General features: G+C 61.2%; 15 protein-coding genes and 2 pseudogenes. 7 read left to right on the top strand and 10 right to left on the bottom strand.

Annotation, left to right across the window (positions count from 1 at the left end; genetic code table 11):
* Positions 1-20 precede the first annotated feature (20 nt).
* Positions 21-1,982: a DUF3363 domain-containing protein gene (locus ACS8Y6_RS05405; RefSeq protein WP_440855133.1), complete on the top strand. Its 1,962-nt coding sequence runs from the start codon at positions 21-23 to the stop codon at positions 1,980-1,982.
* A gap of 724 nt (positions 1,983-2,706) precedes the next feature.
* Here ACS8Y6_RS05405 and ACS8Y6_RS05410 read toward each other — a convergent pair.
* From ACS8Y6_RS05410 to ACS8Y6_RS05425, 4 genes and pseudogenes are all read right to left on the bottom strand, one after another.
* On the bottom strand, positions 2,707-3,108 hold the full coding sequence (locus tag ACS8Y6_RS05410) for a nuclear transport factor 2 family protein (RefSeq protein ID WP_440855134.1): 402 nt from the start codon (positions 3,106-3,108) through the stop codon (positions 2,707-2,709).
* 484 nt (positions 3,109-3,592) lie between these two features.
* The gene (locus tag ACS8Y6_RS05415; RefSeq protein ID WP_440855135.1) at positions 3,593-3,754 is read right to left on the bottom strand and encodes a hypothetical protein; all 162 of its coding nucleotides are present in this window, start codon (positions 3,752-3,754) and stop codon (positions 3,593-3,595) included.
* Positions 3,751-4,223: pseudogene (locus ACS8Y6_RS05420) on the bottom strand (transposase); the annotation flags it as partial. The pseudogene ACS8Y6_RS05420 and the gene ACS8Y6_RS05415, both read right to left, overlap by 4 nt.
* 104 nt (positions 4,224-4,327) lie before the next feature.
* Positions 4,328-5,281: an aldo/keto reductase gene (locus ACS8Y6_RS05425; RefSeq protein ID WP_440855136.1), complete on the bottom strand. Its 954-nt coding sequence runs from the start codon at positions 5,279-5,281 to the stop codon at positions 4,328-4,330.
* Between the two features lie 169 nt (positions 5,282-5,450).
* Between ACS8Y6_RS05425 and ACS8Y6_RS05430 the strand changes: the two genes are divergently transcribed.
* Positions 5,451-6,350: an AraC family transcriptional regulator gene (locus ACS8Y6_RS05430; RefSeq protein WP_440855137.1), complete on the top strand. Its 900-nt coding sequence runs from the start codon at positions 5,451-5,453 to the stop codon at positions 6,348-6,350.
* 150 nt (positions 6,351-6,500) lie between these two features.
* Here the strand turns inward: ACS8Y6_RS05430 and ACS8Y6_RS05435 are convergent, their stop codons facing one another.
* The 6 genes and pseudogenes from ACS8Y6_RS05435 to ACS8Y6_RS05460 all read right to left on the bottom strand — a co-directional run bounded on the left by ACS8Y6_RS05435 (position 6,501) and on the right by ACS8Y6_RS05460 (position 10,977).
* Positions 6,501-6,656: a hypothetical protein gene (locus ACS8Y6_RS05435; protein ID WP_440855138.1), complete on the bottom strand. Its 156-nt coding sequence runs from the start codon at positions 6,654-6,656 to the stop codon at positions 6,501-6,503.
* Between the two features lie 416 nt (positions 6,657-7,072).
* The gene (locus ACS8Y6_RS05440; RefSeq protein WP_440855139.1) at positions 7,073-7,879 is read right to left on the bottom strand and encodes an SDR family NAD(P)-dependent oxidoreductase; all 807 of its coding nucleotides are present in this window, start codon (positions 7,877-7,879) and stop codon (positions 7,073-7,075) included.
* 10 nt (positions 7,880-7,889) lie between these two features.
* Complete coding sequence (locus ACS8Y6_RS05445; RefSeq protein WP_440855140.1) at positions 7,890-8,801, bottom strand: SDR family NAD(P)-dependent oxidoreductase; 912 nt, start codon at positions 8,799-8,801, stop codon at positions 7,890-7,892.
* 59 nt (positions 8,802-8,860) lie between these two features.
* Positions 8,861-9,427, bottom strand: a complete 567-nt coding sequence (locus ACS8Y6_RS05450; protein ID WP_440855141.1) for a TetR/AcrR family transcriptional regulator — start codon at positions 9,425-9,427, stop codon at positions 8,861-8,863.
* 92 nt (positions 9,428-9,519) lie between these two features.
* A pseudogene (locus ACS8Y6_RS05455) lies at positions 9,520-9,851 on the bottom strand (ATPase, T2SS/T4P/T4SS family); the annotation flags it as partial.
* A 166-nt stretch (positions 9,852-10,017) separates the two neighbouring features.
* The gene (locus tag ACS8Y6_RS05460; protein ID WP_440855142.1) at positions 10,018-10,977 is read right to left on the bottom strand and encodes a GlxA family transcriptional regulator; all 960 of its coding nucleotides are present in this window, start codon (positions 10,975-10,977) and stop codon (positions 10,018-10,020) included.
* Between the two features lie 80 nt (positions 10,978-11,057).
* Between ACS8Y6_RS05460 and ACS8Y6_RS05465 the strand changes: the two genes are divergently transcribed.
* From ACS8Y6_RS05465 to ACS8Y6_RS05485, 5 genes are all read left to right on the top strand, one after another.
* On the top strand, positions 11,058-11,765 hold the full coding sequence (locus tag ACS8Y6_RS05465) for a DJ-1/PfpI family protein (protein ID WP_440855143.1): 708 nt from the start codon (positions 11,058-11,060) through the stop codon (positions 11,763-11,765).
* A 2-nt stretch (positions 11,766-11,767) separates the two neighbouring features.
* Positions 11,768-12,511, top strand: coding sequence for a glucose 1-dehydrogenase (locus ACS8Y6_RS05470; protein WP_440855144.1), 744 nt, complete (start codon positions 11,768-11,770; stop codon positions 12,509-12,511).
* Positions 12,512-12,594: 83 nt separating this feature from the next.
* Positions 12,595-12,759, top strand: coding sequence for a hypothetical protein (locus tag ACS8Y6_RS05475; protein WP_440855145.1), 165 nt, complete (start codon positions 12,595-12,597; stop codon positions 12,757-12,759).
* 84 nt (positions 12,760-12,843) lie between these two features.
* Positions 12,844-13,743 (top strand): LysR family transcriptional regulator, encoded by a 900-nt coding sequence (locus ACS8Y6_RS05480; RefSeq protein WP_440855146.1) that lies wholly within the window; start codon positions 12,844-12,846, stop codon positions 13,741-13,743.
* Positions 13,740-13,991, top strand: coding sequence for an EexN family lipoprotein (locus tag ACS8Y6_RS05485; protein ID WP_440855147.1), 252 nt, complete (start codon positions 13,740-13,742; stop codon positions 13,989-13,991). Before ACS8Y6_RS05480 ends, ACS8Y6_RS05485 begins: the two co-directional genes overlap by 4 nt.
* Positions 13,992-14,006 lie beyond the last annotated feature (15 nt).

Raw genomic sequence — 14,006 nt, forward strand, 5'->3', positions numbered from 1 at the left:
ATGTTGGAAGGGGCGGCGCCATGAGCCGGAAGGAGGACGACGATTTCCGTCTTCGCCCCGGGGCGCCGAAACGACGTAGCGACACCTTCGTCAACCGGGTGCTGCGCCAGACCCAAAAAGCCGGCACACAGCTCGGAAGGGCGGCGGGAAAAGCCGGCCGGCGACCCGGTGCCCGACTGGGACGCGGTCATGTGGCGGCGCGCTTCGCCGGACGCTCATTGAGCGCCAATGCGCGGCGCGTGACCATCAAGGCGCGCCTGGTCAATCTGACCAAGGCCGGGCCGCGCTCGACCGCGGCGCATCTGCGCTACATCGAGCGCGAGGGTGTCGATCGCCAGGGTGGGCCGGGTCATGCCTACGGGCCGACGACCGATGCCGCTGACCTCGATGCGTTCAGGGAGCGCAGCGCCGATGACAGGCACCAGTTCCGTTTCATCGTCTCGCCGGAGGACGCCGAGCAGCTCGACGATCTGCGGACCTACACCCGGCATCTCATGAACCGGATGGAAGCCGATTTGGGCACGCGCCTGGAGTGGGTCGCGGTGGACCACTGGAACACGGACAATCCGCATACGCACGTCGTCCTGCGTGGACGGGACGACACCGGAAAGGACCTCATCATCGCGCGTGATTACGTCGCCCATGGCATGCGCCAGCGGGCAGCGGAACTGGCCACCGAATGGCTGGGGCCACGTACGGAACGGGAAATCCAACAGGCCCGGCAACGTGAGGTCGAGCAGGAGCGGTGGACCGGGCTGGACCGCACCCTGCAACGCGAGGCGGCCGATGACGGCCGGGTGCACGTCGAGCGCCTCGCCACCGCCGGGTTGCAACCTCGGCGACAGATGTTGATCGGGCGCCTGCAACGCTTGCAGCGCATGGGGCTGGCGGTCGAGCAGCGGCCCGGCATGTGGGCGATCTATGCGGAGGCCGAGCCGACCCTGCGCGCCATGGGCGAGCGCGGCGACATCATCCGCACGATGCAGCGCGCCATGCGTGGCCGTCAGCGTGAACTGGCCGTGTTCCAGCCGGGCAAGGAGGGTCGCCCCATCGTCGGCCGGGTGGCGGCCAAGGGCTTGGCTGACGAGCTGTACGACAAGGGTTACCTGATCGTCGACGGAATCGACGGCATGGCGCACTACGTCGCTTTGCCTCCGCGTGCGGAACTGGAGCGATACCCGGCCGGCGCGGTGGTGGAGGTGAAAGATTCGGCCGGCGTACGTGCGGCGGATCGCAACATTGCCGCGTTGGCAGAGGAGGGCATCTACCGCACCGACCATCATCTTGCCGTCGCCCAGGGCCAAACGGCACCCGACCGTGATCCGCGCGAATTGGTGGCCGCGCACGTGCGCCGGCTCGAAGCCCTGCGTCGAGCCGGCATCGTGGAGCGTATCGCCGAAGGTATCTGGCGTGTGCCGGAGAATCTGGCCGAACGCGGCCGCCAGTACGACATGCAAGGCCTGGGCGGTGGTGCCTCGGTAGAGATCAAATCGCACTTGCCCATCGAGCGACAAGCCCGTGTGATCGGTGCTACATGGCTGGATCAACAGTTGGTTGGTGGCGGCAGGGAATCGAGCGAGATGGGTTTCGGTGGCGAGGTCAAGGAGGCGCTACGCCAGCGTGCCGACTTCCTGATCGAACAAGGACTGGCCGAACGGCGCGGGCAGCGCGTGATCCTGGGTCGCAATCTGCTGGGCACGCTGCGCAACCGGGAGCTGGTTCAAGCCGCCAAGGACATTGCCGCCGATACCGGCCTGGAGCATCGCCCTGTGGCCGACGGCCAGCGCGTGGCTGGTATCTACAGGCGCTCGGTGATGCTCGCCAGCGGGTGCTACGCGATACTTGATGATGGCATGGGGTTCAGCCTGGTGCCATGGAAGCCGGTGATCGAACAGCGGTTGGGCCAGCAACTCGCCGCCACAGTACGCGGCGGTGGCGTGTCTTGGGAGATCGCTCGGTCGCACCATCTGGGTCTCGGTTGAAGCACTGACCGTTTTCCGGATAGCACAGTCTTCACTTCTCTGCTGCCTCCCGAATTTCGTCAATCAATGCTGTTCTTGATTAATCAATGCTGTTCTTGATTGTGTACGAAGCTCAGCTAGTCAGTATCGGCGACCAATTTGTCGCCGGCGCTATCCGGATTTTCAGCCCATACACGGTGGATCTGACTAGACACGTAGGCAATCCATGCTAGAAAAAGCTCGAAGCTGAGCTTGGTATATAATCACAAGAATTCTCTTGATTAGTCAAACAAGCGCCCCGGCGCCCGCTGTCGCGCAAGGAACATGAAGTCCGAGTATCATCGGTTCCGGCCGGTGCCCGGTAGAGTCGATGGTGTCGGACGCGAGGCCTTCCGACCAGTAGCCGTAAACTGAAGCCACCGGCTTTAGCCGGTGGGGCATTCACGGCGTAGATCAACGCCTGCTTGTGTGGGGAGTAATGGAACATGGCACCTACGGAAGACACCCGCCAGTTCAACCACCCGGGTGGTGGTTGGTTGCCGGCGACGGTCGGCAACCAAAACCTGAATGGTCACCTCGGAAATGGCATTCACGGCCCTTACTATGCCAGTGACAGGTCCGGCTTTGTATCTGCACCTCTTTGATTTTCGTGACAAAACGCCGTGCGTATCACGACGTTCATTATCCCGGGTCGATGGGTCTTCAAATCATGAGCCGGCTAAGCTTCGCTTATAGTCAGGAACGTCTATATTTCGACGAGCCCAAGCTTCGGCGCGCCGATCAGCGGAGCGAGGCGCTGCTGGATGGCGACGATCTTTTCCAATGGGCGCCACTGGATGGACATCTTCGCGATCCGGCCATCCCTGTCGATGGTCAGATCATCGGCGCCGGTGACCTCCACGCCTCCTGCGCGGATTCGCAGCATGATGGCGGCACGGTTTTCTCCGGCAATGATCTCCATAGCCTCGAATTCGTCGATGGCCGATAGCAAAACTTTGAGGACACCGAGCGCAGCCTCCTTACCGATGAACGGCTCCGTAAAGATCGGGCTCTCCAACACCACATGTTCTGCGAGATGCTCGGAAAGAGCATCGGGGTTCCGAGTACGCATACCATCTAGAAAGGGGGATACATGCTCCATCATCATCACAAGCGCTCCGTTTTTTGGGAAATGTATTTGTGAGTCGGTAACTATTCAGCGTCTGGCGACAAGACGGCCTCTGGTTTGCGAATAGCGGGGTGCGAGAGGCCGGCTTCGGGGGAGCTCAATGTCTTCAGTCGCGGATGGTGCTTTTGTTGTCACGTCGGCCACACTGGTTATCGACCAGATATTATTATCGCGACTGAAGTGCGGCTGAAAGGACGTATTTCCCTCAATTTGCGTCGCGGCACATGAGGGCGTATGTCAGCGCGCGTCTGTGCTAAGAGAGAGCAGTTCAATTCAGCGGCTGGCGGTCTTGGATTCGGTGGCGCAAATTGCCCGTGCGACGAGGTTCACCGATCCGGAGCGTACGCTCCGAGCTTTCGTCAAGCTTTGTAGTCTGCCCCAGCAGGCGGTTCGCCGCGCCGCGCGACAAACGTCGGAATTGGCTTTCGGCCCAGCCACAGCTTGCGGCGGTGTAAGGCGGTCACTAGCAGCTTGTTGAAATTCGCACGATGAAGTCGAAATCACGCACCATGCGTTGTGTCTTCGCGTCGTCGATGTGCGATGTCCGCCCCACGAAGCGCTTTTCGTGTGGCTTTGCAGCGCTTTTTGCGCAGCCCGGGCGCACCTTGCCTGTCGTCGGGCTCATCCGTTGAGCTCCGCCGCCAGCAGGCCGCGCAAGCGGATCAGGTTGCTAGCTGCCACGGCCATCTGAAACAGCGCTTGTATACGTGCATGACCGCGCTGTTTGACCTGTCGCATGCCGGCCGCCGACTTGATCCAGCCGAAGTGGGTTTCGATCCATGCGCGGATCTTGATACTCACCGCGTAACCACCGTGGCGGGTGGTGCGGCGATTGATCGCACTGCGCCGGTGGGTCGTGTTTTGCGCCACATGCGGCGTGATGCGACGCTCCCAGCAACTGGCCACGAAGTCGGCGGTGTCATAGCCCTTGTCGACCGCCAGCGTGCGCCGTCCGCACCCGTTGAGTTCGTCCATTATCGCCGATGCCGTCTCGCGTTCGCCATGCCCGGTGGCCGGGCTCAGTCGGGCATCAGGCCGCGGCGATTCTCCATCAGCAGGTGACGCTGATCGCTCAGCTGTGCGCCGGTATTGGCTGTTCTACCCCAATCCCGCAGAACCTGAGCCAGCGGCGAAGTCGCGCGCTATCGACAGTGCTACAGCGCGGCTTCGCTCCCTCCCGAAAACGACTCCTTCTAACTTACATTTCTTGTTCCCACCAGCCGCGGGTGCTTACGTTAGCGGCGTCAGCGAGAGCTTCCAGCTCCAAAATATCGTCGCTTGAGAGCACCATGGCGCTGGCTCGGATCAGGCTATCGATGTAGTCGGGCTTGGTGACGCCGATGATCGGCTTCGCGCCTTTGGCGACGGCCCAAGCTGTCGCGACATCGGGAACTGCTGCACGTTGCTCGTGGCCGATTGAAGCGAGCTTGTCGGTCAGGGCCTTTAGCCGGGACAGCATGCCATTGTAGGTCTTTGCCCGGGCGCTGCCTTCTGGCAGCGGGTTTTCTGGACTGTATTTGCCACTCAGGGCGCCTTGTTCGAGCACCATATAGGCGAAGAAGGGGATGCCTTGGTTATGGCAGTAATCCAAGACGCCAGCGTTCTCGGAACTGCGGTGAAGGAGACTGTAGTGGTTCTGGATGGCTTCGACCCGGAACCCGGCTTCTCCTAGGATCTGGTTGGCGAGTTCGATTTCGCTGAGGTTATGATTTGAGACGCCAACGTGTTTGACCTTTCCGCTCTTCAGCAGCGGAATCAGGCGCGGAGTCCACCGCGCCACATCGGCCGGATTGTGAATCCAGTAAAGGTCCATGTAGTCGGTGCCGAGGCGCGCAAGGCTCTGCTCCAGCATGTCCGCTACCGGATCATCGCTGGTTCCCGCGGCCTGCGGGGTGAACTTCGTCGAGAGTTGGTACTCGCTGCGGGCATAGCGTTTCAGCACCTCCCCGAGTACGGTTTCTGAATGACCCATGCCGTACACCACGGCGGTGTCCCATAGGGTGAAACCGGCTGCATGCGCTTTGTCGGCAAGTTCTTCCAGGCCAGTCCGAGTGAAGGTGCTGCCGAAGTAGCCATTACCGGTCTCGCCACTGTCACCCCAAGCCCAGGTCCCCAGTGCGACCGCAGGGACCCTTAGATTACCGATTGTCATGTTCACTCCTTACTTGATCAGCCGTTAGGTTTGCTGTGACCCAGGCGATGCTGACATCATGAGCCTCGGCAAAATTCAACGTTAGCCTGATGCGCCGGGATTACTGCACGATCCTCCAGAAGCCGCGTTTCGCATTGCCGCTCTTCCATGAATGCGAGATGCTGGTTTCATGGAAGTGCTGACCGAAATCTCTTCGTTAATCGCGCGACACGCCCCGAAGGATGGCTTCCACGCCACCCCGATCGAACGGATGATGCTTGCTCGATCCTCTACGGTGACGGTGCCGATGCCGAATGTTTACCGGCCGCAACTGTGCCTCGTCGCCCAAGGGCAAAAGGAGGTCACGCTCGGCGACCATGTGTTCAGATATGCACCCGGCCGCTACGGGGTAGTGACCTACGATCTACCGGTGACGGGGCATGTGGTCGAGGCGACGCCTGCAAACCCGTATCTCTGCCTGTTTATCGATTTCGATTCGGTGATGCTGGGGGACCTGGCGCTGCGCGTGCCGGCGCCGCCGGAGACGTCGTTTCAACCCATAGGCAAGACGGTGTCCGACGCCGACGCTGCTCTGCTTGATGCGGCGCTACGCCTGCTGCGCCTGCTCGATGATCCGGCGGCGCTGCCCGTGCTCGGGCCGCTCGCGGAACAGGAACTTCTCTATCGTCTGCTCGCCGGCCCTGACGGTGCCAGGATGCGCAATATCACCTCCAGTCAAGGGCGGGTTGCTCAGGTCGGCCGCGCGATCGCCTGGATTGGCAAGAACTTCCGGGAGCGGTTCAGCATTGAAAGGCTCGCCGTGGAAGTAGGGATGAGTCCGTCGAGCCTGCACGAACATTTTCGCGCTGTGACGGCTATGACGCCGCTGCAATTCCAGAAGCAGCTCCGTCTGCAGGACGCACGCAGCTTGATGTTGGTCCAGAATATCGATGTCGCGACTGCGGCCTTGCGCGTGGGCTATGAAAGCTCGTCGCAGTTCAGCCGCGAGTATCGCCGCCTTTTCGGAGAACCGCCCGCACGTGATATCGCCCGCTTGCGGGCTTCACCGGGTTTTGGCAGTGGTCGCTGAGTTCACGTTGCTGACGTCGGCGTATTGACGTCGGGTCCATCTTATTCATGGCGGAGGCAATGATCAGGGCAGTTTTCGGCCCATCACGATGTTGTCGCTACGGACAATTTGTCTTTCCCGAGGTAGCCCATCCGCAAACATTGCGTTTATCTACTGGATGAAGGCCTCGGTCCGCACCGGGGTGAAGCGGGCCGAGGGGCGGACCAGATGGTTGTCTCCGTCACTCTCGCACCGCCAATCCGGCAGAACCTGAACCCGCGAGCCGGCGGAGAAGTCACGGCCACCGACCATTTCTTTGACGGACACAATGCCGATTCCCCAGCGTGCCGCCTCGATCAGGCGTCACCTTTCGCGATATTGACGGACGCCCCCGTCTGCTTGCGCGACCGCTGAAACTTGAACCACTTCCTTTCACGCTGTGCTGGCACCGCCGCAATGACAGCCACCCATGCAGAAGTGGGTTCGAGACTGCATTGCTGATGCCGCATCGCGCGAGGACGCAACGCCCCCAAGCTAATTGTAGGGCCTGACGTCGAGGCATCACAGAACCCGGCCCCCTTGGGGCTATTCACTCGGCAGCGGCTCAAAGGTTGTTACTCCTTTCGGTTGCCGTTCAATTGGTCGGTTCGTTGCGAACATGACTGTGCCCTCACTCGGCGGCAAACGATGGTTGTCGATCCGCGAAGTGTGCTTGACACATTCCGACAGAATCGCGCGTCCCGTCACGCTGGACGATAGCGCAGAGCCAGCTGAGGCGACTGCGATCCGAAAGCGGCGAGTTCTGCCTTTGATACATCAGCGAGCAAATTAGCCTTTTCCACCCCGGGAGCGCAGACGACCTCGCCAAGCTCAAGCCCGCGTAAGCTAGCCGTTACGACGTCGTCCGGCAACATGCGTGGCACCGCGCTAAGATCAAGACCCTGCCGCTCGTGGAACTCAGTCGCGACGACGCCCGGGCAGACCACCTGCACGCGTACTCCCTGACTCTTCAGTTCTTCGTGCAGCGTCTGCGAAAGCGCGACAAGGTGAGCCAAGGTCGCGGTGTAAACTGCTCGGCGGAGCGGTAGCGTGGTGAGCGGCGCCGGCCCGCTGAAGGCCAACATGCCCGAGATGTTCACGATGGTGCCTTTGCCCCGCGCCACCATGCCCGGCACGGCTGCTCGGGCCAGCATGGTCGGGGCGACGACCTTGACGTGCAGGAGTTCGTTCGCTTTGTCGGCAGGCAGTTCGGTAAATGGCATATAGTGCGCGACGCCTGCGTTGTTGATCAACGCGGTCAAAGGTTCTTCAGCGCAAATGGCCGCGATGGTAGCCACGCCTTCCTCCGTGGCAAGATCGGCGACGACGGGGGTCACCGCAACATTCGGCAGTGAACCGGCAAGTTCCTCAAGCCGCTCTTGTCGACGACCAGTTATTACTAGGTCGTATCCCGCTTCGCCCAGCCGCTTGGCGAACGCCCGTCCAATCCCAGAGGATGCGCCCGTGACAAGCGCCAGAGATGTGTCATTAGTTCTGCTAAGTGTGGCCATGGAACTTTCCTTATGCTGGAACGGTGGCAAGCAAGATGCGCGTCTGCGCGACCAATTCGTCTTGGAATTCCGGATTCCGGGCCCGTGAGGAGGCTGCCATTGGCTGGCCATCGTCGCCGTAATAAACGCCGGTCGTAGTCGACGTGTCTGTCAGCACCGTGGTCGCCAGACGAGCCGCGCGTTTAGGGGTGCTCCAATATTTCAGGAAAGGTGCCAGGAGCGGAAGCAGACGTTGAATAACAAATCGCACGGCGGCTGGTGCTTCGCGCACTAGGCCGGTGTTTGGGGTGAAACCTGGCTCGATCGCATTGAAGAGCAGGCGCTTGTTCTCTCGAGCAAGTGCGAGCGTCGCGGCGAGCACGCACTGTTTGGAGGTTGCGTATGCGTCCCCGCCAGGTAGCTTTGATCCACCAGGTTCCCATTCGCCCTGTATGCTCGAAGCAACTGATAAGAAGCGCCCTCCTCGATAGCCGGCTTTCACGGCGGGCGTGCGCTCGGGATCTTCGACGCCGGAGGCAACGAACACGACATGGGCGCCTTCGGGAAGATGCGGCGCCAGCGCCTCTGTAAATGCAAATGGGCCAAGGTAATTGGTGGCGAACGTCATATCCCAACCGAGTGCGTTCTTAGTCGGCTTGCCTTGGACCATGCCAGCGTTGTTCAGTAATCCTGCGATAGGCAGGTCGAGAGCGATGATCTCAGCTGCCGCTCGACGTACGCTGGCTATATCTGACAGGTCACACGTGAATGCCTCAGCTTGCTGACCACGGCGTCCGATTATCGCCTGGACGTCGGCGAGCTTGTTTCGGTCGCGCCCCACCAATATGACGGTCCCGTGTTTTGCCAACTCCAGCGCAGTCAGCCGGCCGATACCTGATGTCGGACCGGTGATCACATAAGCTTTGGCAGTGCTCGTAGTCATGATACCTCCATTAAACATGTTTGTAAGACTGTCTAGTCACTCATTTTTAGGCAAAAAACTTAGGTGATCGCTCGCCAGAAAGCCTCGAAAGAGAGAGTTCCATACATTTCTGCCTGCTCGGGATCGCTGATTGCGGCATCGAGAGCGGCGTCTCCGATGGCGCTCATCATCGCAACGGCGAAGGAGAAAGGGGCATCGCACATTGGTCCCTCTTTCAACACGTCTGCCAGCAACAAAGCGATGTCGCTCATGGCTTTGGCGCCAAGCCGGCGGCTTTCAGCCGTAAGATCTTCAGAGACCGCAAGGTGCGCGAGTGCTTTTCGTTTTTCTGGGGCTATCAACCCCCATTTCAGCCAGCACCGCCATACATGTCGCATCTGATCTCGCGGTCCTTGGCCAGTTGGTACCCCCATCATCCCGGCCGTAGCCATATCCTGCTTCAATTCAATGTAAAGTCGGTTCAGGAGGTCAGCTTTTGTGGGGAAATAGGTGAACAGCGATCCGTTCGCGATGCCTGCCTCTTTGGCGACCGAAGCGGTCGACGCGCCCAGCCCCTGGGACGCTATGACGCGAGTAGCGGCAGCCAAAATCGCGTCCCTCTTTTCCACGCTAAGGGGTCGAGCCACGGTGCATCTCCTTTGACGCAATTTTAAACATGAGTGATTGATCAGTCAACTGCAGTGCATTGTCTTGGACCAGCGCTCGCGGGATGGTAATCGCTGTCCGCGTGGATCATGCCGCCACCGCCCGGGTAGCCGGTGCACCAGGCTTTGAGTTTGTCGAGGGCTTCTGGCCTTCGCACCTCGCCGACCGGAATGCGATCGTGGCGAAGGCGCAGCGCGCAAAGAACGAGATCAGAGAGCGAGGCCCCGCCGTTTTTGGTGCGCATGGCGATGAGATTGGGCGCTGCACATTGCAGTTCGCGCGTACATCAATGGTGACGACGCGATCGGCGGTCTTGGCGACCTCGGTGAGCAGCGCATTGGTCAGCCTAGCCCTGCGGGTCGAGGCGTCGCCAGCGACCAGGATATTGGCGCGCGACGCAACACCCCGCCATGGTAGCAACCGACACATCTCTGCGATTCATTGAGCTTACGGAGCAAGCGTAAGCTCGTTGGCGGAGCGTTGGGGTGAGGGCGTGTCCTGGATCTTGTGTAAGCGGCTACCCGCCAACGCGAAGAGCACAAGTAATCTCCGTGCTGCCTGCCTGCGAGCATCAGTCGGGCGGCGTATTGCTGGCTTCCCTCCGTGCGGTGCGGCGAACTGCCTGCGGAGGCATGCCGCAAAGTTTGACGAAGGCACGGCGCATACGCTCTGGGTCGGTAAAACCCACCGCTTGTGCGATCTGCTCCACCGGTTCTGATCCATCCTGTAGACGTATTCGGGCGGCCTCGACACGAAGGCGCTCCACTGCCCGGGCGGGAGTTTCGCCGGTCTCCCGGCGGAAAGCGCGGCCGAACTGTCGCGGGCTCAGGTGAACCGCTTCGGCCAGCCGTTCTATCGGCAAAGGCTCGGGCAGATGATCGCGCGCGAAGGCGAGTGCAAGGCGGATGCGGTCCGACTCGGGCTCCATCTGCGAGAGCGGCGAGAACTGCGATTGTCCTCCCGACCTGCGGTGATAGACAACCAACTCCCGCGCCACTTCGCGCGCCATCTCCATTCCATGATCTGCCTCGATCAGCGCTAGCGCCAAGTCGATGCCCGCGCTGATCCCGGCCGAGGTCCAGATGCCGTCATCGGCGATGAAAATACGGTCGGCTTCGACCCGGATGTCCGGATACGCTTGCTGCAGGCGCTGCGCGACCCGCCAATGTGTTGTCGCGCGGCGTCCCGCCAAAAGTCCCGCCTCGGCCAACAGGAAGGCTCCGGTGCAAACGCTGGCAACGCGCGGCGTTCTGCGGGCGAGCGCGGAGACGGCTGCGACCTGATTCGGCGCGAGCATAGGTGCAATCTCTCCCCCGACGACAAGCAGCGTTTCGACGGCGGCCTTTTGCGCAGACACGCTGTCGACATGGGCGCCGCCGCTTCCTTGCACGGCCCCGCCCGCACTCGAAAGGACCTCCAATGCGTAGAGCGGCCGCCCCGCGATCTTCGCTACGGATTCGAAGGCAGCGAAAGGTCCCGCGAGGTCGAGGATCTGGTGCCCCGGGTAAAGAAAAAATCCGACGTTATGCATAATGTCCTAAAGTAAGGGATATGCGTCCTTTCTGCCATATCTGTTTTTCAGCAAACTGCGGGGCAGAAGGAGTGCAAACCATGACGAATGTCGTTATACCGATCTATCAGGGCGTGACCCCACTCGATTTCACAGGCCCTTACCAGGTTCTCCGCGCGCTGTCGGAGATGGAGATCACTCTTGCCACGCTCGGTGGGCAGGACCTTACAGTCGACGGACTCACTTTTGGCGCGCTGGCCGATCTCGCGGCGATCGAGGCCTGCGACATCCTGCTGGTGCCCGGCGGGCTGGGTTGCGTTCCGGCGCTGGAAGATCCGCGTTTCCTGGATGCGATCCGGTGTCTTGCGGGGACGGCCGCACATGTGACCTCGGTCTGCACGGGATCGCTGATCCTCGCGGCAGCCGGACTGTTGACGGGGCGACGTGCCGCCAGCCACTGGGCTTTTCGAGGCCTTTTGCGGGCTTTTGGAGCGATCCCCGATGCGGGTCGCGTGGTGCGCGACGGCAACGTCATCACCGGTGGCGGCATCACCGCGGGGATAGACTTCGCCCTGACTTTGATAGCGGAATTGCGAGGGGAGGACGCCGCGCAGAGGGTGCAGCTCCTGCTGGAGTACGCGCCTGAACCGCCTTTTGATGCGGGGCTGCCCGAGACGGCGCCACCGCAAATCATCGAAGCCGTACGGGCCCGTCTGTCCCCAGCACTTGCCGACGCCGAACGGCGTATAGCCGCAGCCGCCCGCAAAGCCGCTGCTGCAATTGACGCCTCGCCGAGGGAAGGAGAATAGATATGAGACTGAAAGACAAGACTGCGCTTATTACCGGCGGCACCAGTGGTATCGGCCTTGCCACCGCGAAACGCTTCGTTCGCGAGGGTGCGCGCGTCGCCGTAACCGGACGCGATACCGGCCGCTTCGACGAAGTGCGCGCCGAACTTGGGGAGGATGCCTTGACCCTGCGCGCGGACGCGCGGTCGGTGGCCGACATGCAGGCGGTGAGTGAAAAGGTGGCTGAGACCTTCGGCGGGCTAGACATCTTCTGCGCCAATGCAGGCATAGCCTATGGCACGCCGCTCTCCGAGACCGACGAGGCCCGCTATGACGAGATCATGGACATCGATGTAAAAGGGGTCTTCTTCTCGATGCAGGCGATAGCGCCAATCTTAAGAGAAGGCGCATCGGTAATCCTCACCAGCTCGTTCATCATCCATGTCGGCCGGCCGGGCTTGTCCTTGCTGTCCGCCTCGAAAGCAGCGGTACGGTCGCTGGCCCGAACGTGGTCGCGTGAGTTCCTCGAGCGGAAAATTCGTGTCAACGCGATCAGCCCTGGTTTTATCGATACGCCGCTCATTGGCCGAAATCGTAGCCCCGAACAGCTTCAGGCGTTTCGGGAACAGGCGGCGGCGACCGTCCCGATGGGCCGGATCGGCGAGGCCGGCGATATTGCCGCCGCCGCGCTCTATTTGGCGAGCGACGAGTCCAGCTATGTGCTCGGCGCGGAACTCGTCGTGGACGGCGGCATTTCGCAGTTATGAGACCAGGCCACCTACTTCAGGTCGGGCGCGCTTGACAGGCAGTCTGCGATGGGCGCTCGACATAGATTCCGGCGGAACCCTTAATGATAGGCATTCGTCGTTTTCAGGGCGTGTTGACGAAAGCGGTTACCGAAATCGGTGGATATCGCATCACCTTCGTCAGCGCGGCAGGTCTCTTTTCTCTCGCGCTCGCCGCCGTGCTGTTTCTCGCAAATACGGAACGCGCCGCCATCGCCGATAGCCGCTGACCACCAGTTTGAATTGTCATCTTACGGTTGAAGTCGAAATATGAGAATCGTCCTTGAGGGCAAGGTTGAGGCTGGGATGGCAGTATGGAATTACGTCACCTACGGTGTTTCCTTGCGGTAGCTGAAGAACTGCACTTTGCTCGTGCAGCGGAGCGGCTTCATGTCGACCAGTCGCCGCTGTCGCGTACGATCAAGGAACTGGAAGAGGAGTTGGGCACGCTGTTGTTTGCCCGCACCACGCGCAGCACGCGCCTGACGCGGGCGGGGCGGCTGTTTCTGGAGCGTGTCCCGTACGTGTTTACCGCTCTGGATCAGGCACGGGCCAGCGTGCAGGACGCCGCGGCCGGCTATCACAGCCAACTGCGGATCGCGCTGTCGGATGGCATATCGCCGGAACGGTTGTCCCGACTGATGGCGCTGTGTCGCCAGGACGAGCCGGACGTCGCCATCCGCTTCTTCGAGGTGCCGCTGGCACAGCAACTCAAGGGGCTGCACGAGGATCTGTATGACCTTGGCTTCGCGCAATCGGCCGATGTGGACGACGGGATCCTGGCCGTGCCGGCATGGAGCGAACCTTTACGTGTCGCCGTACCGGCGCGGCATCCGTTGCTGGCGCACAAGACCATTCCGTTGGAAGAGGTGCTGCGCTACCCGCTGGTGATGGGCGATCCAGAGTATTGCGAAGGGTATTGTCGCCAGGTCGACCGCATTCTGAGAAGTGTCGATCAGGTGCCGTTGGTGACCGAACAGGTCAAGTCCCTGAACCTGATGATGGCACTGGTGGCGGCCGGCTATGCCCTGGGGCTGGCCGGTGCATCGCAGATCCAGACCTGCCGGGAATCGGGCATCGTAGCCCGCCCATTGGATCGCAAGGCGGTGCTGACGACCTGGTTGTTGCGCCCTGATGCGGAAGCTCCGGAGAGCCTGGAGCGCTTCGTCGAACGCGTTGCTTCGCTTGATGCGGAGCGGAGGTTGACGACATGAAAATACTGCTGCTGATTGTGTTGGTGATTTTGGCCGGCTGTAGCTCGGGCTCGTCGTCATCCGACACCTCCGTGGCGTTCCTGGTGGCCCATCCCAAGCGATTGCAGGAACTGCGGGAACAGTGTCACGAGAACCGCTCCCAGGTGGGTGGTGCTGTCTGTGCCCGCGTCGCGAAGGCCACGAACCGGCGTTTCTTCGGAAACGGCAAAACGCCCTACACGCCGCCCAAATCGTCGCCGAAGTTCTGACGGCCGACGAATCCC

The organism is Salinisphaera sp. RV14 (assembly GCF_052044135.1).
Taxonomy (GTDB): Bacteria; Pseudomonadota; Gammaproteobacteria; order Nevskiales; family Salinisphaeraceae; genus Salinisphaera.

Excerpts from the sequence above, each read along its gene's own strand:
- ACS8Y6_RS05405 (WP_440855133.1), top strand. The coding sequence starts at position 21 with ATGAGCCGGAAGGAGGACGACGATTTCCGTCTTCGCCCCGGGGCGCCG.
- ACS8Y6_RS05410 (WP_440855134.1), bottom strand. The coding sequence starts at position 3,108 with ATGATGATGGAGCATGTATCCCCCTTTCTAGATGGTATGCGTACTCGG.
- ACS8Y6_RS05415 (WP_440855135.1), bottom strand. The coding sequence starts at position 3,754 with ATGAGCCCGACGACAGGCAAGGTGCGCCCGGGCTGCGCAAAAAGCGCT.
- ACS8Y6_RS05425 (WP_440855136.1), bottom strand. The coding sequence starts at position 5,281 with ATGACAATCGGTAATCTAAGGGTCCCTGCGGTCGCACTGGGGACCTGG.
- ACS8Y6_RS05430 (WP_440855137.1), top strand. The coding sequence starts at position 5,451 with ATGGAAGTGCTGACCGAAATCTCTTCGTTAATCGCGCGACACGCCCCG.
- ACS8Y6_RS05440 (WP_440855139.1), bottom strand. The coding sequence starts at position 7,879 with ATGGCCACACTTAGCAGAACTAATGACACATCTCTGGCGCTTGTCACG.
- ACS8Y6_RS05445 (WP_440855140.1), bottom strand. The coding sequence starts at position 8,801 with ATGACTACGAGCACTGCCAAAGCTTATGTGATCACCGGTCCGACATCA.
- ACS8Y6_RS05460 (WP_440855142.1), bottom strand. The coding sequence starts at position 10,977 with ATGCATAACGTCGGATTTTTTCTTTACCCGGGGCACCAGATCCTCGAC.
- ACS8Y6_RS05465 (WP_440855143.1), top strand. The coding sequence starts at position 11,058 with ATGACGAATGTCGTTATACCGATCTATCAGGGCGTGACCCCACTCGAT.
- ACS8Y6_RS05470 (WP_440855144.1), top strand. The coding sequence starts at position 11,768 with ATGAGACTGAAAGACAAGACTGCGCTTATTACCGGCGGCACCAGTGGT.
- ACS8Y6_RS05475 (WP_440855145.1), top strand. The coding sequence starts at position 12,595 with ATGATAGGCATTCGTCGTTTTCAGGGCGTGTTGACGAAAGCGGTTACC.
- ACS8Y6_RS05480 (WP_440855146.1), top strand. The coding sequence starts at position 12,844 with ATGGAATTACGTCACCTACGGTGTTTCCTTGCGGTAGCTGAAGAACTG.
- ACS8Y6_RS05485 (WP_440855147.1), top strand. The coding sequence starts at position 13,740 with ATGAAAATACTGCTGCTGATTGTGTTGGTGATTTTGGCCGGCTGTAGC.